The organism is Brenneria sp. L4-2C, assembly GCF_040240335.1.
Lineage (GTDB): Bacteria > Pseudomonadota > Gammaproteobacteria > Enterobacterales > Enterobacteriaceae > Brenneria.
The window spans coordinates 58,110-83,306 of record NZ_JBEIAC010000022.1 but is presented as its reverse complement, the minus strand read 5'-3'; the positions used below and the strand labels follow the sequence as shown (position 1 = coordinate 83,306).

The window sequence follows — 25,197 nt, the reverse complement described above, 5'->3', positions numbered from 1 at the left end:
TGATCTATACCAGTACACGTAACTATCTCGGCTACTGCACCTGGGATAATCAACGAATGGGAAAGCGTTATACCACGCAGGAACGGCTGGATATTGCTATCGCCAAGTATCTGCAATATCAAACAACTAAAGATTATTTAGAAATCGGAAAATCCGAACACATCATTGGTAGTTCTGATGAACTAGAGCAGCATTTTACTTTGATACATTACAGTAACAAAGAGGAATTTTTAAAAGAGAATCCAAATTGCTGCGAACGTACCTGGGGATTAGTGGAGGGCGATCAGTTCAGGTTCTGGGATCGCACGGACGGCGCTGGCGATGGGATGTTTATTTTTCGGCATAAAATACGCTATATCGATAAAATAACGGGGATGAAAAAAAACATTTTTTCCAGCAATACTTATTACGATGTTAACAACTGTGGATACGCAACAGGGCATTATTATTATTAATCGATAACTAAATTACATTAGCTTAAAAGAGAGATAAAACTGTTATATTATACATCTCAAGGAGAGAGCACTATGGCACTTCCCAGCGCAGAGCAGGTTACTAATAAATATTTATATGGCACGGATGGCAAACCTGAAGACAGGCTGAATCCGTCGATTCTCGATCACCGTAGCGATACGTCTAAAAATAAAATTGAGGTGGATATCACTGAATATATGACGGACGGCGCAGGACGGTTCGTAAACTCCGCAAATTTCAACATCGTTGAAAAGTTTTTTAATACCGATATTCCCCCAGGAACCTATACCAAAACCGAGATGCTGCAACGGTTCGGGCATATCGATCCGCAGACAGGAAAAGCAACAAATCTTTACGGCGGCTATATCGTCAACCAGATCTATCTTGGCACGAATGACCCGGACTATGCCGAACGCGCCTATATCTGGGGTACCACCAAGTTCAAAGTTGCGGATGGGGTTAAGTTTGTCGTCAATCCGGATGGCACCAGAGAAATTCGCAATTTCGCTATCATACCAGAGGACATAGAGAACTTTGACTTTGACGGCGGCGCGGAGTCAGACATAGGCAACGCCGCGCTTGAACCTGTCATTGATCCATCTGGTATTGGCAGAACCGTTGAATTGAAATTCACAGGATTAGAATCCATCCCCACCACCACCCTCACTCAAGCCGACTTTATCAACGATGTCAGCAATATCATCGCAGTAGGCATCATCGATAAAGCCGCAACGGTGTTAAAAGCGATGTATGCCATTGAAGAGCTGGAAAACCGGCTATTCTCATCCGGCAGCCAGCCGGCACGTTTTCTCGATGCGCAAAACCGCCCGATTATCTATGGCACTAATAACAATGATTCGATCAGCGAGTTTATTACCCCAGCCAAGGTCAATCTGGATCAGGACGAATATAATGTCGGCCACAAAATCGCCGGGAAATGGCTGGATCTCGGCCTGGACAGCAATCTCTACCCTTATATCAATAACGGCATCGCCTATGTTGCGGGAGACGGCGACGACAAGGTGTCCGGCACAAATGGAAACGATGCGTTATATGGCGGAAACAGCGACGACAGTTTGTTCGGAGGCAACGGCGATGATGAGATTTACGGCGACAAGGGAAACGATACTCTGGATGGCGGTGACGGCAACGATATTCTGTTCGGTGGGGAAGGAGAAGATTATCTGAACGGCGGCGCCGGAGCGGATACCTATTTTGCCGATGAGCAGGATACCATCGAAGACGATGCCATCGGCGAAGGTCAGGTAATCTTCAACAACAGACTCCTCACCGGCGGTACCCGCAAGGAAGGCGATGCCGAGAATACCTATACCGGTAACGGCAACGAATATGTGCTGGACGGCAGTACGCTGACCGTTAACGGCAGCCTGACCATCCGCAACTACGACAAAGATAAAAACTCGCTGAACATTGTGTTGAGCGACGACGAGCCGAATGAAACGCCGGAAACCGGCAAAGCTGAAACCGCTACCTCGCCCATTGTTATCGATCTGGACGGCGACGGCATTGAAACCCTGAAAACCGGCGCGGCGTACTTCGATCTGGATGGCGATGCGCTAAGCGAACTGACCGGCTGGGTCAGTCCCGATGACGGGCTGCTGGCGCTCGATCGCAACGGCGACGGCCGCATCGGCAACGGCGGCGAACTGTTCGGCAACCACACCCTCCTGAGTAACGGCAAGACGGCCGACAACGGATTCCTGGCGCTGGCCGAGTATGATGATAACGGCGACAAGACCATCGACGCGCAGGATGCGGCCTACGCCAACCTGAAAATCTGGCGCGACCTTAACGGCAACGGTAATAGCGACGAAGGCGAACTGCAAAGCCTTGCCGACGCCGGCGTGAGCGCCATCAGCACCGACTACAAAAATGCCAGCCGCGTCGATGCCCACGGCCACCAGCACCGTCAGACGGCAAGCGTGACGCTGAGCGACGGCTCGGTCTCCCGCGCGACGGACGTGTGGTTTAAAGTAGATACGGCCCGCCGCATCAACAGCGGCGATATTACGCTAACCGTCGAGTCACTGTCCCTGGCTAACGCCAAAGGGTTTGGCAAGGTACACGATTTGCGTCAGGCGATAATACTCGATCCTGGGTTGAAAGAGCTGCTGAACCAATATACCGGGGCCGCAGACGGCGCGGACCGCGATGCCCTGCTTGACGACCTGATCTACCGCTGGACCGGGGTTGCCGATGTCGATCCCCATAGCCGCGACTCGCAAGCATACGGTCATCAAATAGATGCGCGCCAGCTTGTCGCGCTGGAAAGTCTGACCGGCCGCCCTTACGTAAGCTCATGGAACAAGGGCAAAGACAGTGCTAATCCGCTTTCCGTAGCGGCCTCAATCCTGAAGGAGGAGTACCAGAAGTTCAAACGCTTCACCGCCGCGCAAATCCAGGCGCAAACCAACTATGCCGAAGATCTGGATAGTATCCGCTCGGCGTTTGGCTCCGACGCGCACAGCATTACCGTCGACTGGGCGGCGCTGGAGAACAAATTGCAAACGCTGTACGCCGAGGGCCGTGTTGAACGTATTCCCGGCGTATTGGCGATTCTGACCGATCTGGGCGCCTATTCGCCCGGCTACCGCAGCAGACGCGACGCCGCTTTCCAGACGATTATCGACGCCAACGCCAGCCTGGCGCCCTTCTTTGAATCTGGCATCCTGTTCGGCACAACGGGCGACGATAATCTGTCCGGCGTGAATACCGGGTCCGCCTTTATTGGCTTCGACGGCAACGACCGGCTCCAGGGGCAGAAGGGAAACGACAGCTACTATATCTTCCGCAACCAGGGCGATGACAACCTCGCCGATAGCGGCGGTATGGATCAGATCGTGTTCGGCAGCGGTATCGGCCAGACCGATCTGGCATTCTCGCGAGACGCCGCTACGATTCACATCCAAATCAAAAACGCCGACGGCGGCGAAGCCGGTTCGGTGCGCATCGACAATTTCTTTAACGCCGACGGTTCGGTAGCCACTGGCGCTATCGAGCGGTTCCGTTTCATTGACGGCAGCACGCTAAGCCAGCAGCAAATGCTGGACGCGCTGCACGCCGCGTCGCGTACAACCGGAGACGATACGGCATTCGGCGACGATAAAGGCGACGTCATTAATACACTGGCAGGCAACGATACGATTTACGGCCTGGGCGGCGACGATCGGCTGTATGGCGATGAGGGCGACGACATCCTCCATGGCGGCAGCGGCAACGACATGCTGACGGGCGGCACAGGCAATGACGCGCTCTACGGCAATCAGGGCGATGACACCCTGTACGGCGGAGAGGGCGACGATAGTTTAAACGACGGCGAAGGCGCTAACGCGCTGTACGGCGAAGCGGGCAACGACACCCTGCTCGGCACCGGCGTGCTTGACGGCGGCGACGGCGACGATACCCTGCGCGGCCAGGGGGCCGATACGTTGCTGGGCGGCGCGGGCGACGACGTGCTGGAAACCCTCAGCCACCGCAGATACCGCTACGCCAATACGCTGGCAGGCGGCAGCGGCAACGATACGCTTTATGGTTCCTACGGCGACGACACCTACCGGTTCGAACGGGGAGACGGTCAGGATTTATTAATCGAATGCCGCACCAACATGGCGCTTCCCCAGGTTACGCCGAGCACCGACACGCTACGCTTCGGCGACGGTATTACGGCCGACGATCTCGACTTCACGCACCGCGACAGCGATCTGATTATCGGGTACGGCGGCGGCGATACCATTACCGTGCAGAACTGGTTCCGGGGAATGAGCGACCACTTCAAACTGAACCATATCGCGTTCGCCGACGGCACCTCTCTCACTCAGGCCGAGGTGGAAAAACGCACGGTGCGGCGCGGAACCGACGGCATCGACAAGTTCGTCGGTTATCGGGATAAAAGCGAGTTTATGCTGCTGGGCGACGGCAACGATCAGGTCTGGGGCCGCGGCGGCGACGACATCATCTATGGCGAAAACGGCAACGATTATCTTAAAGGCGAAGCCGGCAACGACACGCTGTACGGCGGCCGCGGCAACGATGTTCTGATCGGCGGAGACGGCAGCGATACCTATGTATTCGCCGCCGGCGAAAACCAGACCGTCATCAGGAATCAATCCGGCACCCCGGACGACGATGTCGACGTCCTGCGTATTGAAGGCATCGCCAACGACGCCCTGTGGCTGTCGCGATATAAAGACGACCTGATGATCGACGCCATCGGCTCAAGCGATCGCGTCGTCGTACAAAACTGGTATGCCGACGCCGGCCAGCGCCTTGACAGCATTCAAACCGACGGCGCATCGCTGTCCGCCGCCAACGTGGACAATCTCATCAATGCCATGGCCGCTTTCGGTTCGCCAAGAGGCGGAGAGATCCGGCTGACGCCGGAACAGCGTCCCCAGTTCGAGCAGGTGCTGGCGGCAAACTGGCAGTAACCATTTAGCGGGGGAACGCCCGTTTCCCCGCTATTCAAGTAAACGTCCGGACCGTCAAGGAGCGACGCCGTCAATGACAGAATACCAGGCAGCCACCGCTGTCCCCCCCGATCTGACCGCGCTGTGCGCCATCGCCCGCCTCCATCAGATAGCCGCCGACCCGGCCACGCTGGCGCATAGTCTGGCGCTGCCCGGCGGTACGGCCATCGACGAGGCCAGTCTGCTGCTGGCCGCAAAGCATATCGGGCTGAAAGCCAAAACCAGCAAAACCAGCGTCCAGCGCCTTGCGGTAACGCCGCTGCCCGCGCTGGCGAAAATTCGCAGGCCGGATAAACCGCCGCGCTATGTCGTGCTGGCGAAGTGCGACGGCAAGCGCCTGTTGCTGCAAGACTTCGCCGCCACGGAGGCGGAAGGCGGCTCCCGCCCGCAGGTGATGGAACTGGCGGCATTCATTGCGCTGTGGACCGGCGAACTGATGCTTATCACCAGTCGCGCCAGCCTGGCGGGAGAGATGGCCAGGTTTGACTTCTCCTGGTTTATTCCCAGCATGGTGAAATACCGCCAACTGCTGGGACGAGTACTGTTCATTTCCCTGATGCTGCAACTGTTCGCGCTGGTCAGCCCGCTGTTTTTCCAGGTCGTCATGGACAAGGTGCTGGTACACCGGGGACTGACCACGCTGGATGTGCTGATCGCCGGACTGGCGATCGTCATGGTGTTTGAAAGCGTATTGAACGGCCTGCGCGCCTACGTTTTCAGCCACACCACCAGCCGCATCGACGTTGAGCTGGGCGCCCGGCTATACCGGCATCTGGTGCAACTGCCGCTCTCTTACTTTCAGGCGCGCCGGGTGGGCGACTCCGTGGCGCGCGTACGCGAACTGGAGAATATCCGCGGCTTTCTCACCGGCAATGCGCTGACGGTCGTGCTGGACACGCTATTCTCCGTGCTCTTTATTGCCGTGATGCTGCTTTACAGCGTGCCGCTGACGCTGATCGTGCTGGTCAGCCTGCCGCTGTATTTCGCCCTCAGCCTGCTGATTGTTCCGCTGCTGCGCCGTCGTCTCGATGAAAAATTCGCCCGCGGCGCGGAAAATCAGGCCATGCTGGTGGAAAGCATCACCGGTATCCAGACCGTCAAGGCCGCCGCGCTGGAGCCGTCGTTCGCCCGGCGCTGGGATAACCAACTGGCCGCCTACGTCTCGGCCAGTTTCAAAACCCAAAATCTGGCCGCCTGGGCGCATGAGGGCGTCAACCTTATCGGTAAGCTGGTCAACGCCGCCACCCTTTGGTATGGCGCCCATCTGGTCATGGCCGGCTCGCTTAGCGTCGGTCAGTTTGTCGCGTTCAATATGTTCGCCCAACGCGTGGCGCAGCCCATCATGCGTATGGCGCAACTGTGGACGGACTTCCAGCAAACCGGCATCTCGATGGCCCGGCTGGGCGACATCCTCAATACCCGTACCGAAGTCCCGCCCGTCAACGCCGCACAGTTGCCCAGACTGCAAGGCCGTATCCGTTTCGAGAATCTAACCTTCCGCTACCGGCCCGAAGCGCCCCCCGTGATCCAAAATCTCAGCCTGGATATCCGACCGGGCGAAATCATCGGCATCGTCGGGCGATCAGGCTCCGGCAAAAGCACCCTGACCCGGCTATTGCAACGTCTCTATACCCCCGAGCAAGGCCGCGTACTCATCGATGGGCTGGATATCAGTCTGATCGACGCCGCCCAGTTGCGTCGCCAGACCGGCGTTGTGCTGCAAGAAAATTTACTGTTCAACCGCAGCGTACGCGAAAACATCGCCATTGCCGACCCGGCCGCGCCGCTGGAGCGAGTCATGCGCGCCGCGCAACTGGCGGGCGCGCATGACTTCATCAGCGAACTAACCGAAGGCTACGACACCCTGGTCGCCGAACAGGGCAGCACCCTTTCCGGCGGACAACGCCAGCGCATCGCCATTGCCAGAACGCTGTTCACCCAACCGCGCATCCTTATTTTCGATGAGGCCACCAGCGCGCTGGATTATGAGAGCGAGGCCGTTATCCAGCGCAACATGGCCGCCATTTGTCAGGGGCGCACCGTGCTGATCATCGCCCATCGTCTCACCGCGGTGCGACAGGCCGACCGTATCATCGTTATGGATAAAGGCCGTATCGTGGAGGCGGGTCCGCATGATGAGTTAATCCGTAACGCAAAGGGACTGTATGCCCATCTGTGGGCCATACAAAATAACCAGAGCGGCGGGGAAATACCCGCCCGACATTCCCTTACCGTTACCGCGCCAAACGGTCATTCATCAGAGAATGCGCTATGACATCCGGCATATCCCACGAATCACGGAAGCAGTCTCAACGCCGTCCGGCAGGCGAACTACTCGCCCGATATCGCGCTATCCTGACGGCAAGCTGGGCGATGCGCCACGAACTGGCCGGCCCCGCGCGTCTGGCCGACGAAGCCGCCTTTCTGCCCGCGGCCTTAAGTTTACAGGAAACCCCGCTACACCCTGCGCCGCTGCGCCTGGCATGGGTACTGATCGCCTTGTTCCTTATCGCCGTCACCTGGGCTGTTTGCGGCAAAGTGGATATCGTAGCCGTGGCGCCGGGACGCATTATCGTCAGTGAACGCACCAAGGTCGTACAACCGTTGCAAAATAGCGTCGTCACCCGCATTCTGGTGCGCGACGGCCAGCACGTCAAAACCGGACAAGCGCTGGTGGAGCTCGATCCCACCGATGCCCGCGCCGACAAAATCAGCCTACAGGAAGGCCGAAAAAACGCCCAATCCGAAGCGCTGCGTTGCCATACTCTCTTGCAAGCGCTCTCCGACAATCAGCCCGACGCCCCCCGGTTGCCGGCCAAAGCTATCCCCGACGGCTGGAGTGAAAGCGAAGCCGGAGCCGTACAATACCAGTTGGCGACGCAATGGCAGGACATCCGCGCCCAGCTTGCCCGCCTGGAAGCGGAAAAACAGCAGCGCCAGGCCGAAGTGGCGACCGCCCGCGCGTTCATCAGCAAGTTGCAAACCACGCTGCCCATCGTGCGCAAACGGGAAAAAGACTTCCTGCAACTGGCCGGAAAAGGTTTTGTGGCCAGCCATACCGTGCAGGATAAAACGCGGGAACGCATTGAACTGGAGCGCGACCTGGCGGCGCAACAGGCTCAGTGGCAACAAGCGCAGGCCGCGCTGTACGAAAGCGAACAGGCTCGCAACGCCTATCTGGCTGAAACCCGTCAAACCCTCAGCGAGCGGCAGATACAGGCCGAACTGCAAATCCGGCAAACCACGCAGGAACTGGCCAAAGCCACGCAACGCGAATATCTGGCCACGCTTATTGCCCCGGTGGACGGCACCGTGCAACAACTGGCCGCCCATACCGAGGGCGGCGTGGTGACCGAAGCGCAAACGCTGATGGTCATTGTGCCTGAATCAGCCAGCCTCACCGCGGAAGTGGCGCTGGAAAATAAAGACATCGGCTTCGTCTATGCCGGCCAGCAGGCGGCGATCAAGCTGGAGACCTTCCCCTACACCCGCTACGGCACGCTAAGCGCCACGGTGGAAAAAATCACGCAGGATGCCGTTCAGGACGAAAAGCGGGGCGCGATCTTCATGGTGACGCTGCGCATGCACGAAACGCAGATGGATATCGACGGCAAAACCATCCACCTCAGCCCCGGCATGAACCTCACGGCTGAAATCAAAACCGGCAAGCGCCGCATCATCGAGTTTATTACCAGCCCAATTCAGCGGGCGGCGACGGAAAGTTTGCGGGAAAGGTAAAAACAACGTATTAAATAACCGTACATTTTCCCCGATAAGGATCCTTCATGCCCCGTATTGAATGCGTTTTATTTGACTGTGACGGCACGCTGGTGGATAGCGAAGTGTTGTGCTGCCAGGCTTATGTGAATGTTTTTATTCCCTACGGCGTTAAGTTATCGCTGGAAGAGGTGATAAAAAACTACAAAGGCATGAAGCTGCACGAAATCATTACCCGCATCAGCCGGAAACACGGCGTAGCGGTCTCTATGGAAGATGCGATAAGCCATTACCGGCAGGAGATAAAGCGCCTGTTCGACGAATCCCTGCAACCGATCAACGGCGCGCGCGAGCTGCTTGCGTTGATTAACGTACCCATCGCCGTGGTTTCCAACGGGCCGGTCAGCAAGATGCAGCAGTCGCTGGGACTGACGAACATGCTCGAATACTTTGGCGACCACCTATACAGCGGCTACGATCTGCAAAAGTGGAAGCCCGATCCCGCCGTCATTTTCTACGCCGCCGAACAAATGCAGGTGCCGGTTCAACACTGTATTCTGGTGGAAGATTCGACATCCGGCGTTCAGGCGGGGATCGCCGCCGGCATTCCGGTGTTCTACTACTGCGCCGACCCGCACAATACGCCGATTCACCATCCGCTGGTCACCATGTTTACCGATATGCGGGCCTTGCCGCAGATCTGGCGTGAAAAAGGCTGGGATATCGCGGCGTAACCTCAGGCGGGTTTGTGGCGTCGCCACCGCCATGCGCGTTTTAGCGGTTCTCCCTGCCGGCTAAAACGCTTGTTCAGGCCGTTCGCCAGCAGTTCCAGCGACAGACAAAAAACAAAATAGACCAGCGCGACGAACAGGAAGACCTCCATCGGATAAACCATACTGCGGTTGTTCACCTGGGTGGCTAAAAAGGTCAGTTCGCCGACGCCGACGATGTACGCCAGCGAAGTATCTTTAATCAGTGAAATCCACTGATTGATGAAAGACGGCACCATCATCCTCAGCGCCTGCGGCAAAACAATATGCCACAGCACCCGCCAGCGCCCGAATCCCAGCGATAAGCCGGCCTGCCACTGACCGCGCCCGATGGCGACAATCCCCGCTTTCACGCCGTGCGCCAGATAGGCCGACGCGATCAGCGCCAGCGCGCAAACCACCGTGGTGATTTCCGGGATCTCGATGCCGAAAACGACCGGCAGCAGAAAGTAGGTCCAGAATATCAGCATGATGACCGGGATCGCCCGGAAAAAACCGATAATCATCGCCAGCAACGCCGCGCACCATCCGCGGGACATCGCCAGCGCGACGCCCAAAAGGGTACCCAACACGGCGGAAGCGATGCCCGCCAGCAGGCTAATCGCCAGCGTCAGCGCCGCGCCGCCCAATGGGCCATCGGGAAACGTCCCCCACATCAGGTAGCTGAAGTTATCGTAAATAATGGTGAAATCCATTTTCAGCGCTCCACGGCCGGATTACGTTGCTGACGCCACATTCCCCAGCCTTCCATCAAGGCGATGATCGCGATGTACAGGACCGTCGCCACCCCGAACGCCTGAAAGGTACGCAGGGTTTCGGTTTCCACCTGACGGGAGGCATAAGAGAGTTCGGCCACGCCAATCGCCATGGCCAACGAGGAGTTCTTAATGACGTTCATGTACTGGCCCAACAGCGGCGGCAAGGCGATTTTCAATGCCTGCGGCAGGACCACATAGCGCATCGATTGCCATCCGCTCAGCCCCAGCGCCAGCGCGGCATACTTTTGTCCGCGCGCCACGCCGCCGATACCGGCCCGGATCTCTTCCGCGATAAAGGCGCTGGAATAGAGCGTCAGGCCCAATAGCCCGGCCAGAAACTCAAACGAAGGCCATGCCACGCTCATCCCCAGCCATGTGAAGTCATGCGGCGTATTGAGCCACTGCATCATGCCTGAGGGAAATAACTGACCGGCGCCGAAATACCAGAAAAAAAGCTGTATCAGCAAAGGCGTATTGCGAAATAGCGAGCTGTAAGCCATGACGGGCCAGCGCAACAGACGTAATTGGCTATCCCGCGCCGCCGCCAGCAAGAATCCCAGCAACGTCGCCAGTATCACCGTACAGAAGGAAATCCATAACGTGACCAGAAAACCCTGCCAAAGCCAACTGAGGTATTGGGGAGCCAACAGCCACTCTTCAATATAGTGCAGCGCTGTATCTGTCAGTTTCATAACCAGCCGTTTTTATACATTATCAGACATAACAAACAAAAATACCCCCTGCCTGGCAGAGGGTTGAAATGTGATGGTTTATCATCCGTTGAGCGGAAGATCAGGCTTTAGGCTGCTGATCCAGCGGTGCGAAAGTAAAGTCGCCGCGCGGCTGAGCCGATTTTGTCTCCGGTCCGAACCAGCGATCGTAAATCTTTTTCGCTTCGCCCTGTTTTTCCAGGTTCAGCAGGGTTTCGTTGACCTTCTCGGTCAAGCGATCTTCGCCTTTCGGCAGACCAATCCCCTGATACTCTTTGGTGATGCTGAACGGCGAAATTTCAAATTCGGCTTTCTGCGCATCCGGCACATTGGCCAGCAAACCGACGAGCTTGGCGTCATCCTGCGTGATGGCCTGTACATTGCCGTTACGCAATGCGGCGAACGCCAGCGGCGTATCATCATAAGAGATCACTTTGGCGGTGGGATAATGCTCGCGCAGGGTAATTTCCTGCACCGTGCCTTTGTCCGCGCCGATACGCAGCGCTTTAATATCTTCCGGCGTTTTCAATACGCCTTTGCGGGCGATGAATTTTTGTCCGGTGGCAAAATAGGGGATGCTGAAGTTCACCTGTTTGGCGCGTTCATCGGTGATGGTAAAGTTGGCGGCGATCAGATCCACTTTTTTAGAGCTTAACAGCGGAATCCGGTTGGCCGGGTTGGTCGCCCGCAGCTCTACCTTCACGCCCAACGCCTTACCAATCGCTTCGGCGATATCGACATCGTAACCCACCAGCTTTTTACTCTGTTGATCGACGTAACCGAACGGCGGGTTGCTGTCGAATACCGCTATTTTAACCACGCCCGCTTTTTGAATATCATCCAGCTTATCGGCCTGCGCAACGCCAGAAACAGACGCTAAACCTGCCAGCAATGTTAATGCCACGATATGATTCTTCATTCCCCGCCCCTAAACCAGTTAACATATTGATTATAGGCTATCAATGGAGTGAGAAAGGGGGAAATAATATAAACAGCTATAATATAACCTTATGTTACATCCGGTTTTTGGCAGATTATACTGCCGAACTGCGCCTCTCGGCGGCACGCATTGATTACGCCATCCCTGCTTTTTCTATGACGGAAACCACCAAATATTCTTTTTATCTCTTATATAGATAAATTTTAATCAGCAATTTTCTCTTTTCTTATTATTTAATTGCAAAAAGCAGCTTAATGACGAAATCATGGCCATAATGCCATATCCGGTATGGAAATGAGGAAACGCCCCATGAAAGCGAAAAGCGCCAGCGCCACGCCCCCCGCCGAGGAAAAGAAAGCCTATGATCTGGATCGCTTCGATATCGCCATCCTGCGCCTTTTGCAGGCAGATGCGTCCATATCCAACGTAGCGCTGGCGGAAAAGGTCAATCTCAGCCCGCCCGCCTGCCTGCGCCGGGTTGAACGCCTCAAGCAGATTGGCCTGATTAGGGGCGTCGTCGCGCTGCTGAACCCCGAGGCGCTTAACGCCGGTCTGGTGGTATTAATCGGCGTGGTGCTGGATCGCTCTACGCCCGGCTCGTTTGGGGATTTTGAAGCCGCGGTGCAGAAAATCAGCGGTTGTATGGAATGTCAGGTCGTTACCGGCGAGTTCGATTACATTTTGAAGATCCGCACCAAAGATAATCAGAGCTTCAACCGGCTGCATGCCGAACAGCTGCTTTTTCTGCCCGGCGTGCGTCAAATCCGCTCTTTTATCGGCCTGCGGGAGGTGCTCTCCACCACGCAACTGACGTTTTAAGGTGGAAATGCGCGTAAGTTGACGACAAATTCCCCACGGATCAAACCGTCATTAGCCGCGCGCGCAAATATCGGGAGTCAGTCAAAATATCCACGGTTTCAGTCACCGATCCCCGCCTACTGCCGCGGGGATGACGAGGATTGAAGCTGCGGGGATGACAGGATTGAAGTTGCGGGGATGACGAGGGTTGAAGCTGCGGGGATGACGAGGATTGAAGTTGCGGGGATGACGAGGGTTGAAGTTGCGGGGATGACGAGGGTTGAAGCTGCGGGGATGACGAGGATTGAAGCTGCGGGGATGACGAGGGTTGAAGTTGCGGGGATGACGAGGGTTGAAGCTGCGGGGATGACAGGGTTGAAGCTGCGGGGATGACAGGGTTGAAGCTGCGGGGATGACAGGGTTGAAGTTGCGGGGATGACAGGGTTGAAGCCGGGATGATGGCCGAAGGGCTACCCGGCTGTCTGGAACCCACTTAATGGGAACGATAGTCCGTCAGCCATTACGGAAAATATAGCTGTAGGCGCTTAACGCCGGCGCGCCGCCCAGGTGAGCGTACAGCACTTTCGATCCTTTCGGGAATTCACCGTTGCGGATCATACCGATCATGCCCTGCATGGATTTACCTTCATACACCGGGTCGGTCATCACCCCTTCCAGACGGGCGCACAACCGGATAGCTTCCAGCGTGCCTTCGTTCGGCAAACCATATTCCGGACCGCCGTAGCGCGTATCCAGCACCACGTCTTCTTCGGTGATTTCCCGGCCCAGCTCAACCAGTTTGGCGGTGTTCTGCGCGATACGCAGGATCTGCGCCTTGGTTTTTTCCGGTTTCGCCGATGCATCGATACCGATGACATGACGGGCGCGGCCATCGGCGGCAAAACCGACCACCATGCCGGCCTGGGTGCTGCCGGTAACGGAGCAGACGACGATATAGTCAAATTTGAAGCCCAGCTCTTTTTCCTGCTGGCGAACTTCCTCGGCGAAACCGACGAATCCCAGGCCGCCGTAAGGGTGTTCGGAACAGCCGGCCGGGATCGGGAAGGGTTTGCCGCCGTTTTGCGCCGCTTCTTCCATGGCGTTTTTCCAGCTTTCGCGAATGCCGATATCAAAACCGGCGGCGTCCAGACGCACATCGGCGCCCATAATACGCGACAGTTCGATATTCCCCACCCGGTCATACACCGCGTCGGCATAATTCACCCAGTTTTCCTGCACCAGGATACATTTCATTCCCAGGTGCGCGGCCACGGCGGCGACCTGACGCGTCTGGTTGGATTGAATGCCGCCGATGGAAACCAGCGTATCGCAACCCTGCTCCAGTGCTTCGGGAATGAGATATTCCAGTTTACGGGTTTTATTGCCGCCAAAAGCCAGACCGCTATTACAATCTTCACGCTTGGCATATATTTCCACATCCCCGCCTAAATACTCGCTGAGTCTTTTCATCGGCGTAATCGGGGAAGGGCCGAAAGTTAATGGATAACGTGAAAATTTCTCCAGATTCATAAATAGCGCTCCGGTAAATAATGAGAAATGATAGCCGCAGGTTGTCAATATTCCGCTCAGAATCACCGTCAACCCATGCTCATAACATTACCTGAAAACAGCCGAGTTTAAATTTCTAAATTAACCAATTTTTATCAATTGAAACGTAAAAAAAACCAAAAACAATGAAATAAATTTCAAAAAACCAAACAAATAAGAAATAAAATTAACCACCGTTTCTGCCCGGCGGGGAATGCGGATGTTTTTCGGACAGGTCGTTTGCCGCGGATAGCGTTTTTGATTCAGTTGATTGAGAAGCTGGGGAGAAAAACATTTGCAACTGATAAAGAAGAAACCAGGCTCAGATTTGAGTTTACTGACAAAATCCGGGAATCGACGACAGGTTTGTCAAGGGTCTGGATTTCTTCTTTTCAGGGTGCCGTATACCGTACCAAAGATGATGAATAGGATTAAGCGAGTTTCGGATTAGCTCCGAATTGATTTTCCGCGGGCTGACTGTCCTGGCAGGTAAAGATCAGTAGTACGATGCCGCCGACCACAGGGATCATACTTATCAGGATCCACCATCCCGATTTGCCGATATCATGAAGACGACGAACGGTAACCGCCAGCCCTGGCAGAAGAATGGCTAATGAATAAATCAGCAGAAGAATTGCATTCAGTCCAAGCGCCGAATCGATAATAGCGATAACAAAAGAAACGATGATGTTAAAGAGATAAAACATCCAATATTCTTTACGCCTTGCCCTTCCGGAGAAGCCAACATAATTTTTTAATACGTTTAAGTACCATTGCATAAGGAATATTCCTCCATGAAATAAAATATATAGTCAGTATTACAGCACCCAACATAATGATATCTCAAATAATATATTCCGTGAAGCTTAATATATTCATGGTTAATATTCTGTTCGCTTTTATAAGCCAATGTTATTATCTATGAATAATATTGTATCATCCGCGCCGGAAAGAAACGTTATTCCGCCTTCGGTCTCGCCAGAATAATGCTCTCGACGCCATGTATTTCGCCCGGATGACATTCAGGGGGTTAAAAACATATTCACCCCTGAAAACGATAACTCTGACGAAACAGGGCATCCTGCGTTTCCAGTTCCTGACGCAGAAAAGCGCAAAAGTCATTCAACACGGAAGTGGGCGGCTTATTGACCTCGGTCTGAATCTGCAACATCCGCTGGCCGATTTGATCGATATTGACGGATTTCACCTGTAAACCATCGCGTTTAGCGCTATACAGCACGGAAAAATGGCTGCATATGACGATGGCGTCCGGCGTATCCAGCAAGAAGGCGTACAGCGTCGAAAAATGATTGCAGGTAAATACCGGATCGATGAAAACGCCGTTCATCCGACACGACAAATCAAACAACTGCCGCACCGTCGCCGTCTGATCGGGCAGCACGATCGGATAGGTGCTCAGGTCATCAAGCTGAAAATCTCTTGAGGCCAGCGGGTGATTGGCCTGCATCACCGCCAGAAACGGCGCGGGGAAAGAGGCGATGACCTGAACGCCGTGCTCCGGCGCCAGACTGAACTTCAGCGCTACATCGCATTCGCCGTTGCGGATCAGGTCGGGAACCTGGCGGGCGCTGCCCACCGTCAGCACAAAGTTGACTTGCGCGCACTGGCGACGAAACGTCGCCATCAGAGTCGGCAGCAGATTGAACCCGATACCGTCGGTACACACCACCCGGATGGTGGTCTGGCGCGCCGATTTCAGCCCTTCAATCTCGGCCATCGCCAGCTCCATATCCGCCATGCTGCGCCGCACATGATTCTCCAGAATGCGTCCGGCGTCATTCAGCACCATGCCCCTGGCGTGCCGCTCGAACAAGGGCATGCCGAGACGCGTCTCCAGCCGCTGGATCTGCCTGCTGATGGCGGATACCGCCACAAACAGCTGCTGGCTGGCCGCGCTTAGCGAACCGGTATTGGCCACCGCCATGAAGTAACGAATTTCGTTGCTATGCATCGGCCCTCCTGCACGGCTGCGCTTATATCGTTTCCGCCGATTGGGATTTCTTTCGCTGTGAACGCATGCGTACGATATCCGCCCCCTGTTCAGCCAGATCCCAGAACAGCCCGGTCATGATTTTGAGCGCCTGTAGCGTCATATCCGCCAAAATATGCTCATTGGGCGCATGCTGTGAGCAGGCCGGGTAGGAATGCGGCACCCACAGCGTCGGCAAGCCCAGCGTTTCCGAGAAGCAGGCGTTCGGCAACCCGCCGCCGAAGTTCGGCAGCACCGCGGCGTTGATGCCGGATGTGCGGGTTATCGACGCCTTTCCCCACGCCACCCAGAGATCGTTGGGGTCGAGCCGGGTAGCGGCATAATGGCTGGCGGCATTCGCCATCGCCACGTCTTCAAATCCGTTGGCGTCCAGATGACGCCGGATATGTTGAGCAAAATTCTCCACGTCGCTGCCCAGCACATAACGCATATGACAATGCGCGTTGGCCTGCGGCGGGATGGCGTGGGCGGGCTTATCCGGATTGCCGGTGACGAACGCCAGCACATCCAGCGTATTCCAGCCATACAGTTTTTCCGCCGCCGTCAGACCCGGCTCGCCCCAGCGGGGATCGATAGCCGGATCCGTCGCCCCGCCGCCCAGTTCAATATCCGCAAGCATATGACGCAGGGTCTCGGCGATCGCCGGCGGGCGCAGCCCCGGCACCAGAATGCGGCCGTGAGCGTCCACCATGCTGGCGAGGGCGTGCGACAGGCGAATACCGGGGTTGCTCAGCAACCCGCCCCAGTTGCCCGAATGGTGCGCGCCCTCGCGCAGATTCACCCGCAGCTCAAAATTGAACACCCCGCGCGAGCCGAGGAACAGGGTCGGACGGGCGGCGGAGATTCGCGGCCCGTCCGAGGCGATAAACAGATCGGCGGCCAGCCAGTCGCGGTATTGCGCGCAAATCTCGTTCAATCCCGGCGAACCATCCTCTTCCCCCATTTCCAGAATGATTTTTACGTTGTAGCCGAGACGGCCGTTGCGCGCCTTCAGCACCTGCGCCAGCGCCGCCAGATTAATCGAGTGCTGACCTTTGTTATCCGCGGTGCCGCGCCCATACCAGCGGTTGCCCTCCTGCACCAACGCCCACGGCGACAGCCCCTCCCGCCACTGGTCGTCATAGCCGCGCACCACATCGCCGTGGCCGTAGGTAAGCAGGGTCAGCGCGGCTTCCGACTCCATACGGCGCGCCAGCAAGAACGGCCCTTTGCCGCTGACGGGGTTATCCGCCAGTCGACACTCAAACCCCATCGCCTCAAGCGCCGGCATCATTTCATCCGTCAGGTAGGACAGCAGAACAGGGCCGCTTCCGGCATCCTGACTTTCCGTGCGATATGCCACCCTGCGCGTCAGGGTCTGCGCGAAATTTCCTGAATTGAAATCCTCGGCGGTTGACTGGATCGTCTCTTCACGCGTCATATTCTGTCTATCCTCTTTTTCTCTGAGAGTCGTTAATCAACAACAGGCGCAACGTTGATGGTTTAAGAAACGGGATACCGGGCCGCGGTTAATACGGCTCAATCTGCGGAATGCCCAATCCCGGCTCCGGCGTAAGCACCGACGCCAGCAGCGATTTGGTATAAGGGTGCCGCGGCGCGTGGAAAATCTGCTCGCGCGTACCCTGTTCGACAATCGTCCCTCTCTGCATCACCGCCACATGATCCACCAGATGCTCCACGACCGACAGGTTGTGGCTGATCAGCAGGTAAGTCAGGCCGAATTCCTGTTTCAGCGCCAGCAGCAGATTGAGAATTTGCGCCTGAACGGAAACATCCAGCGCCGACGTCGGTTCATCGCAGATCAGAATGTCAGGCCGCATAATCAACGCGCGGGCGATAGCCACGCGCTGCCGCTGCCCGCCGGACAGTTGGCCGGGGTATTGGCTGTGCGTCCGAGCGGGCATGCCGACTACATCAAGCATCTCTTTGACCTGTTCTTTGCGCTCCGCCGGCGTACCGATGCCGTGCAGACGCAGCGCCACCTCCACGATATCGGCGACGGTACGGCGCGGATTCAGCGAGGAATAGGGATCCTGAAAGATAGGCTGAATGCGGGCCGCCATGTCCTTGCGATTGCCGGAATCGATTTCACGCCCTTCAATCAGCACATTGCCGGAAGTCGGCGCCAGCAAACCCAGCAGCATTTTCGCCAGCGTGCTTTTTCCGCAGCCCGATTCGCCCACCAGCCCCAGCGTTTCTCCGCGCCGGATACGCAGGGAAACCTCGTTCACCGCGCGGATCTCGCCGGGCCGGGAGAAGAAACCGCGATTAAGGCGAAAAACCCGCGTTAAGGAGCACAGTTCCAGCGCAATATCATCGTTGCCCGGAATGTGCGTCGGCAACGTGGAAGGCGCGTCGTGATGATTGGCGATTTGATTCATGCGACCTCCGCATTACGCGCCGGTAAAGCCCGTACACAGCGCACCGCGTGCTGGTCGGCGACCTCCACGTAAGGCGTTTGCTGGTTACAGGCGTCCGTACAGTGGCAACAGCGATTACTGAACGCGCAGCCCTGTTGTACGCCGATCAGGCTGGGTACCACGCCGGGGATCGCATTCAGCGGCCGACCCGGAATGGTTTTCCCCTGAATCGGGATGCAGTCGAGCAGCGCCCGGGTATAAGGGTGCTGCGGCTGGTTAAACAGCGTCGTCACCGGCGCGGTTTCGACAATTTTACCGGCATACATCACCGCCACCCGGTCGGCGATACGCGCCACCACGCCCAGGTCGTGGGTGATGAAAATCACCGCCATGCCGAACTCCCGTTGCAGTTCGCGCAACATACGCAGGATCTGCGCCTGAATGGTGACATCCAACGCCGTCGTCGGCTCGTCGGCGATAATCAGCTCCGGTTCGCACATCAGCGCCATGGCGATCATGATGCGCTGGCGCAGACCGCCGGACAACTGGTGCGGATACTGGTTCAGGCGATCGGCCGCCATAGGAATCCCCACGCGCTCCATCAGATACACTGCCCGTTCGCGCGCCTGCGCCGGCGAAACCTTGCGATGGGCCTGAAGCGTCTCGCAGAGCTGGTTGCCCAATGTGTAAGAGGGATTCAGCGAGGTCATCGGCTCCTGGAAAATCATCGACATCTTGTCGCCGCGCAGCGCGGTAATTTCGCGTTTTTTCAGCGACTGCAATTCAACGCCCTGAAAGAGAAGACGATCGGCGCTGCGCACCGCCTTGCGCGGCAACAGATCCATCAGCGCCAGCGACGTCATCGACTTGCCGCAGCCGGACTCGCCCACCAGACATAACATCTCCCCGCGCCGTACCGAGAAATCCAGCCCGCGCACCGCATGCAGCGTGCCGCGCGGCGTCGGCAGATCGACGCGCAGGTTTTTCACATCCAGCAAAATGTCATTATTCATGGCCACTTCCTCAGTTACGTCCGTCCAACGCGGTCACATCGCGCAGGCCGTCTCCCACCAGATTGATCCCCAGCACCAGGATAGCCAGCACCACGCCGGGGATCAGAATGACCCAGGGTTGAAAGAACATGTACGCCTTACCCTCGGCCACCATCAGCCCCCACGACGGCATCGGCGGCTGTACGCCCAGCCCGAGGAAAGAGAGGGTGGCTTCCAGCAGAATGGCGTGGGCGATTTCCAGCGTCGCCACCACCGTCAGCGGGCCAAGCAGATTGGGCAGGATTTCGCGCAGCATAATAAACAACGAGGAGGCGCCCAGCGTCTTGGCGGCGGCGATAAACTCCGCCTCGCGCAATTGCCGGGTCACCGAACGGGAGACAATCAGGAAGCGATCCCACAGCAGCAACCCGAGCAGCAGGATCACCACTTTTACCGATCCGCCCACCAGCGAAGCGGTCGCCAGCGCCACCAGAATGATCGGCATAGACAGGCGAACCGTCAGAATATAGCTGACCAGCGCATCCACCCGACCGCCGAAATACCCCGCCAGCACCCCCAGCGTAATGCCGATAAATCCGGCCACCAGCACCGAAACCAGCCCGATGGTCAACGACACCCTGGCGCCGAACAACAGCCGACTGAGATAGTCGCGCCCCAGCTTGTCGGTACCCAGAATGTGCTCCCAACCGCCTTTCTCATGCCATACCGGCGGTATCAGGCGCCGGCTCACATCCTGCGCGTAAGGATCGTGCGGGCTGATGAATGGCGCAAGCAGCGCCGCCAGCACAATCATCGCCAGCACAATCAGGCCGAACGTCATGCTGTGATGACCGAGGATGCGATGAATCCAGCGCCGCCAGGGGGCCGGTTGCGGAATCAGTCCGGCTTCAGCCATCGCCGGCCTGGCGATCAGCGTGGAAGAGAGTGACGAAGACGTTTTCATGGAAACTCCCTATGAGGTACGCAGACGCGGATCGAGCGCCGCATTGAGGATATCCGCCAGAAATGTCAGCCCGATATAGAACACCGAGATAATCAGCACAATGGCCTGCACGACCGGAAAATCGTTGCGGGAGATGGAGTCCCAGGCCAGTTGCCCCAATCCCTGCAAGGCGAATACCGACTCAATCACCACCGATCCCCCCAGCATAAAGCCCAGTTCGACCGTCGCCAGCGCCACCACCGGAATGATGGCGTTACGCAGACCGTGTTTGACGACCACCTTGAAAGAGCTTAACCCCTTGGCTTGCGCGGTGCGGATATAGTCCGAGCCGAGTACGTCCAGCATGCCGGAGCGCGTCAGCCGCATCAGCGACGGCATGGCGTAATAACCCAGCGCGACGGCCGGTAAGACAAAGTTCCGCCAACTGCCGTTCCCGGCCACCGGCAGCCATTTCAGGCCCACGGCAAAGACGACGATCAGCAGCAGGGCAAACCAGAAATTCGGCATCGCCTGACCGATCACCGCAATAAAAATGGAACATCTGTCGATCCAGGTATCGCGGAACACCGCCGCCAGTACCCCGAGCGGAATGGCCACCACCAGCGCCAGCAACAGAGAAACCGCCCCCAGTTTCAGGGTGACGGGCATTCTCTGACCGACCAATTCCATTACCGTATTTTCGAAATAAAACGAGCGGCCGAAATCAAGATGTAAAGCCGACCACATCCAGTGCATAAACTGCGTGGTCAATGGCTGATCCAGCCCGTATTGCACCCGGATACGTTCAACCACCTCGGCCGTTGCCTCCGGGCCGGCAATCGCCGCCGCCAGATCGCCGGAAAGATGCAGGAGAGAGAAACTGACTACCGCCACGGTAAACAGCACCGCCAGCGCGACCAAAAGTCGATGTAAGATATAGATAATCATGCGCGGTTCCTCATTCTCGCCAGAGACCCGCGGGAATCGATATCACTATCGATTCCCGACAGTGCGTTACTTCCAACTCGCCAAAGCGAAACGCGGCAATTCATCCGGCCAGCTGTCGAAGTTCAGATCGGCGGTAAAGGCGTAATTCGTTGAATAGGAAAACAGGGGCGCCAAATAAGCCTGGGAAGAGATGCGGCCCAGCAAGTCCGCATACATGGCGCTGCGCTGTTTGGTATCGATGGTTTGATCCGCGTTGGTCAGCAGATTGGTGACCTCCGCGTCTTTCCAGATATCGTCGCCCTTGCCGCCGAAATAAGGCGTGACGAAGGCGGAAGCATCGTTGATGGAAAAAGAGCCCCAGGTTCGTATCGCCATCGGCGCCTTACCGGAAATCAGATCGGCGGCCAGCACCGGATACTGCACATAGTGCAGCCGGGCGCGGATACCGACTTTACGCAAATCGCCGATGATCGCTTCGGCATAATCCCGTTCGCGATAGGCCCAGATATCGGTATCGAACCCATTGGGATAACCGGCCTCCGCCAGCAACTTTTTGGCTTTATCCGGGTTGTAATCGTAGGCTATCACTTTGCTGGTGTTACAGGCGGCCTGGGTGTAGAAGCAGGCGGAATAGACCGGCTGACTGCCGCCGCGCACCAGATTATCCACCATGCCCTTACGGTTGATGGCGTGGTTCACCGCCTGACGAACGCGCAGATCCTTGAACGGCTCCCCGCCCGGCCCGCCGGCATTGATGTTCAACGCCAGAAAACCGATGCGCATGGTTTCGCCGCTTTTCACTGAAATATTCGGCATCCCTTCCAGCGAGGCAGACTGATCGGAAGGGACTCGCCAGATCCAGTCGACCTGACCGGTCATCAACTGCGCCAGCCGGGTTTCCGGATCGCGGATCACCACAAACTGTAGCTTGCCGATTTTCGGCTGCCCTATCGGACTGTCTTTGAAGTAATCAGGGTTTTTCTCCATGGTGACGCCCTGCCCCGGCGTCACGCCGGTGATTTTATAAGGTCCGGTGCCGATCGGCGCTTTACTGAAGCCGGCCAGCTTAACCTGTTGATAATATTTGGCCGGATAAATCGGCGTCGGGCCGGATAAATATTCCAGCGCCGCCGGGAAAGGTTTTTTTAGCTGTAATTTAACGGTGTAGTCATCAACTTTCACCGCTTCCTTAATCCACTCGACGCTTTGTGGAACCACGGAATCCGGCGCGCCGGCAATATCGTTAAACGTGTAAACCACGTCGGCGGCGGTAAAATCATCGCCGTTATGGAATTTAACGCCCTGGCGTAAATGCAAAATCAGTATTTCCGGCGAATCCCACTCCCAGGATGTCGCCAGCAAGGGTTCATATTCACCGGTTTTGGGATCGCGATAGACCAGCCTGTCCCATACCAGGTTGGAAATAATCACCCCTTCTCGCATGTTGTTATGATAAGCGCTAATATTTTCCACCTCATTATCCGAGGCATAAACCAACGTATCATTCTGTTTTCCCGCATAACTATAGGAAGCGCATCCAATCAGTAATGCAGATAAAGCATATTGTTGTATCCGTCTTGCCAGGGAACGAGTCATGCTATCTCTCCATGTCATTAATGAATAAACCATGCTGAATACTCACGGTGTAATCATTGCAAGACTGAAGCCAATAGCGGATTTATAACCTTACAGATTTTAGGCGGGTAATTTCTAAAAAGGAGAAACCGCAGGCGTGGCGTACACTATTTTTGAATACTGCGGCTGAGAAATTAAGTTACGTTTTTAGTATAAGTCTTTCATCTGGATAATTAGCGCACTAATAGTGCGGGGTGCTCTTTTTTTGCACTATTTAAAAGCAATAACACGAGCAAGCTATTCAATCACCAGTTTTACCCGCTTACCAATTTTTCCCGCCAATCTATTTCTTTTCCAATCATACATGAGGGATGATGTATGTATAAAATTTTATACATACTGCAAGGGAACTCAATAAACATCACCGTATTAAGAAAGGTGAAATGGAATATTGGGAGAGGAATCGATAAATATTGCGACAGTGAGCGACGAAAACAGGTGATATTGGAACCGGGCGGGGGGAAACAGCAAGCGACATACAACAACGCAACAAGGGAGAGTCACACACCAAAATCACCACGGGGCGGCATCCCTACCCAGCCCCGCGTTTTCCTCATCGGCAAACTATTCGTCTTTTTTCTGCTGTTTCTCCACCAGCAGTTTTTCCAGCGCGTCGCCGCCCAGATGGCGGAAGTCCTGTCCTTTGACGAAATAGAAGATAAATTCGCAGATGTTTTGGCAACGATCGCCGATACGCTCGATGGAGCGGGCGCAGAACAGCGCCGTCAGTACGCTGGGAATGGTGCGGGAGTCTTCCATCATGTGCGTCATCAACTGACGCACAATCCCTTCGTACTCTTTATCCACCTTTTTATCTTCACGATAGATACGCACCGCCTCATCCAGATCCATCCGGGCGAACGCATCCAGCACGTCGTGCAGCATTTGCACCGTGTGACGCCCCAGCGACTCCAGACTGACCAGCAGCGGCTGATGCTGATGAGAGAATTTCTCCAGCGCGGTGCGACAGATTTTGTCCGCCACGTCGCCGATACGTTCCAGTTCGGAAATCGTTTTGATGATCGCCATCACCAGACGCAGGTCGCTGGCGGTGGGCTGGCGTTTGGCGATGATGCGCACGCAGGCTTCATCGATGGTCACTTCCATCATATTGACCTTGGCGTCCGCTTCCACCACGCGCTGCGCCAGTTCGGCATCCTGATTGTGCATCGCGGTGATGGCGTCGGTCAGTTGCTGCTCCACCAGCCCGCCCATGGTCAGCACCTGGGTACGGATGTTTTCCAGCTCGGCGTTGAACTGCCCGGAAATGTGTTTGTTCAGATTCAAATTATCCATGATGCTTCCCGTAATCAACCGTAACGGCCGGTGATGTAATCTTCAGTTTGTTTCTGCCGCGGCGCAGTAAACAAGGTATCGGTATCGCTGAATTCGATTAATTCACCCAGATACATAAACGCAGTGTGGTCCGAACAACGCGCCGCCTGCTGCATATTGTGGGTGACGATAACCACGGTGTAATCTTTTTTCAGCTCGGAAATCAGCTCTTCAATTCTGCCGGTGGAGATCGGGTCCAGCGCGGAGCAGGGCTCGTCGAGCAACAGCACGTCGGGACGGATGGCGATGCCGCGCGCGATGCACAAACGCTGCTGCTGACCGCCCGACAGGCTGTACCCGCTCTGGTGCAGCTTATCTTTGGTTTCATGCCACAGCGCCGCTTTGGTTAACGCCCATTCCACGCGTTCATCCATCTGCGCGCGCGATAACTTCTCAAACAGCCGCACGCCGAACGCGATGTTATCGTAAATGGACATCGGAAACGGCGTCGGCTTCTGAAAGACCATTCCCACCTTGGCCCTGAGCAGCGAGATATCCTGTTTATCATTCAGAATATTATTGCCATCAAGCAGGATCTCGCCTTCGGCATGCTGTTCCGGGTAGAGCTGATACATTTTGTTCAAGGTACGCAGCAGCGTCGATTTACCGCAGCCCGACGGTCCGATAAACGCCGTAACCTGGTTGGCGGCGATATCCAGCGTGATGTCTTTCAGCGCATGGAATTTCCCATAATAGAAATTCAGATTACGTACCTGGATTTTACTGGTGGATGTCTCAGTAGCCATACTCATCAAGACTTCTCTCTTTATA

20 protein-coding genes are annotated in these 25,197 nt (G+C 56.0%); 6 read left to right on the top strand and 14 right to left on the bottom strand.

The window, feature by feature from the left end; genetic code table 11:
- The 5 genes from ABRZ26_RS21810 to yieH form a co-directional block, all read left to right on the top strand.
- The coding region (locus tag ABRZ26_RS21810) for a hypothetical protein (protein WP_319606210.1) at positions 1–455 on the top strand (455 nt) is incomplete at its 5' end.
- Positions 456–527: 72 nt separating this feature from the next.
- Entirely contained in the window at positions 528–4,922 is a 4,395-nt protein-coding gene (locus ABRZ26_RS21805; protein WP_319606209.1) for a calcium-binding protein, read from the top strand.
- Positions 4,923–4,995: 73 nt separating this feature from the next.
- Positions 4,996–7,236, top strand: a complete 2,241-nt coding sequence (locus ABRZ26_RS21800; protein ID WP_319606208.1) for a type I secretion system permease/ATPase — start codon at positions 4,996–4,998, stop codon at positions 7,234–7,236.
- Entirely contained in the window at positions 7,233–8,699 is a 1,467-nt protein-coding gene (locus ABRZ26_RS21795; RefSeq protein ID WP_319606207.1) for an HlyD family type I secretion periplasmic adaptor subunit, read from the top strand. The genes ABRZ26_RS21800 and ABRZ26_RS21795 overlap by 4 nt, the downstream gene beginning before the upstream one ends.
- A gap of 47 nt (positions 8,700–8,746) precedes the next feature.
- Entirely contained in the window at positions 8,747–9,412 is a 666-nt protein-coding gene (yieH, locus tag ABRZ26_RS21790; RefSeq protein ID WP_319606206.1) for a 6-phosphogluconate phosphatase, read from the top strand.
- Positions 9,413–9,414: 2 nt separating this feature from the next.
- Here the strand turns inward: yieH and ABRZ26_RS21785 are convergent, their stop codons facing one another.
- The 3 genes from ABRZ26_RS21785 to ABRZ26_RS21775 all read right to left on the bottom strand — a co-directional run bounded on the left by ABRZ26_RS21785 (position 9,415) and on the right by ABRZ26_RS21775 (position 11,835).
- The gene (locus ABRZ26_RS21785) at positions 9,415–10,143 is read right to left on the bottom strand and encodes an amino acid ABC transporter permease (RefSeq protein WP_319606205.1); all 729 of its coding nucleotides are present in this window, start codon (positions 10,141–10,143) and stop codon (positions 9,415–9,417) included.
- Positions 10,144–10,145: 2 nt separating this feature from the next.
- Positions 10,146–10,898 carry an amino acid ABC transporter permease gene (locus ABRZ26_RS21780; RefSeq protein WP_319606204.1) on the bottom strand — a complete coding sequence of 251 codons (753 nt, stop codon included), beginning with the start codon at positions 10,896–10,898 and terminating at the stop codon, positions 10,146–10,148.
- Between the two features lie 100 nt (positions 10,899–10,998).
- Positions 10,999–11,835: an ABC transporter substrate-binding protein gene (locus ABRZ26_RS21775; protein ID WP_319606203.1), complete on the bottom strand. Its 837-nt coding sequence runs from the start codon at positions 11,833–11,835 to the stop codon at positions 10,999–11,001.
- 330 nt (positions 11,836–12,165) lie between these two features.
- Here ABRZ26_RS21775 and ABRZ26_RS21770 point away from each other — a divergent pair, with 330 nt between their 5' ends.
- The gene (locus ABRZ26_RS21770; RefSeq protein WP_319606202.1) at positions 12,166–12,675 is read left to right on the top strand and encodes an Lrp/AsnC family transcriptional regulator; all 510 of its coding nucleotides are present in this window, start codon (positions 12,166–12,168) and stop codon (positions 12,673–12,675) included.
- A 492-nt stretch (positions 12,676–13,167) separates the two neighbouring features.
- On the opposite strand, the gene ABRZ26_RS21765 is transcribed toward ABRZ26_RS21770, so the two are convergent.
- From ABRZ26_RS21765 to pstB, 11 genes are all read right to left on the bottom strand, one after another.
- On the bottom strand, positions 13,168–14,184 hold the full coding sequence (locus ABRZ26_RS21765) for a 1-aminocyclopropane-1-carboxylate deaminase (RefSeq protein WP_319606201.1): 1,017 nt from the start codon (positions 14,182–14,184) through the stop codon (positions 13,168–13,170).
- A 449-nt stretch (positions 14,185–14,633) separates the two neighbouring features.
- Positions 14,634–14,981 carry a DUF805 domain-containing protein gene (locus ABRZ26_RS21760; protein WP_319606200.1) on the bottom strand — a complete coding sequence of 116 codons (348 nt, stop codon included), beginning with the start codon at positions 14,979–14,981 and terminating at the stop codon, positions 14,634–14,636.
- 263 nt (positions 14,982–15,244) lie between these two features.
- Positions 15,245–16,174: a LysR family transcriptional regulator gene (locus ABRZ26_RS21755; protein WP_319606199.1), complete on the bottom strand. Its 930-nt coding sequence runs from the start codon at positions 16,172–16,174 to the stop codon at positions 15,245–15,247.
- 22 nt (positions 16,175–16,196) lie between these two features.
- On the bottom strand, positions 16,197–17,633 hold the full coding sequence (locus ABRZ26_RS21750) for a M20 family metallopeptidase (protein WP_319606198.1): 1,437 nt from the start codon (positions 17,631–17,633) through the stop codon (positions 16,197–16,199).
- 88 nt (positions 17,634–17,721) lie between these two features.
- The gene (locus tag ABRZ26_RS21745) at positions 17,722–18,594 is read right to left on the bottom strand and encodes an ATP-binding cassette domain-containing protein (protein WP_319606197.1); all 873 of its coding nucleotides are present in this window, start codon (positions 18,592–18,594) and stop codon (positions 17,722–17,724) included.
- Entirely contained in the window at positions 18,591–19,586 is a 996-nt protein-coding gene (locus tag ABRZ26_RS21740; protein WP_319606196.1) for an ABC transporter ATP-binding protein, read from the bottom strand. Before ABRZ26_RS21740 ends, ABRZ26_RS21745 begins: the two co-directional genes overlap by 4 nt.
- Before the next feature lie 10 nt (positions 19,587–19,596).
- Positions 19,597–20,529 carry an ABC transporter permease gene (locus ABRZ26_RS21735; RefSeq protein ID WP_319606195.1) on the bottom strand — a complete coding sequence of 311 codons (933 nt, stop codon included), beginning with the start codon at positions 20,527–20,529 and terminating at the stop codon, positions 19,597–19,599.
- A gap of 9 nt (positions 20,530–20,538) precedes the next feature.
- Positions 20,539–21,456 (bottom strand): ABC transporter permease, encoded by a 918-nt coding sequence (locus ABRZ26_RS21730; protein ID WP_319606194.1) that lies wholly within the window; start codon positions 21,454–21,456, stop codon positions 20,539–20,541.
- Between the two features lie 66 nt (positions 21,457–21,522).
- Positions 21,523–23,052 carry an ABC transporter substrate-binding protein gene (locus tag ABRZ26_RS21725; protein ID WP_319606193.1) on the bottom strand — a complete coding sequence of 510 codons (1,530 nt, stop codon included), beginning with the start codon at positions 23,050–23,052 and terminating at the stop codon, positions 21,523–21,525.
- Between the two features lie 603 nt (positions 23,053–23,655).
- Complete coding sequence (phoU, locus tag ABRZ26_RS21720) at positions 23,656–24,387, bottom strand: phosphate signaling complex protein PhoU (protein ID WP_319606192.1); 732 nt, start codon at positions 24,385–24,387, stop codon at positions 23,656–23,658.
- 14 nt (positions 24,388–24,401) lie between these two features.
- The gene (pstB, locus tag ABRZ26_RS21715) at positions 24,402–25,178 is read right to left on the bottom strand and encodes a phosphate ABC transporter ATP-binding protein PstB (RefSeq protein ID WP_319606191.1); all 777 of its coding nucleotides are present in this window, start codon (positions 25,176–25,178) and stop codon (positions 24,402–24,404) included.
- Between the last annotated feature and the right edge of the window lie 19 nt (positions 25,179–25,197).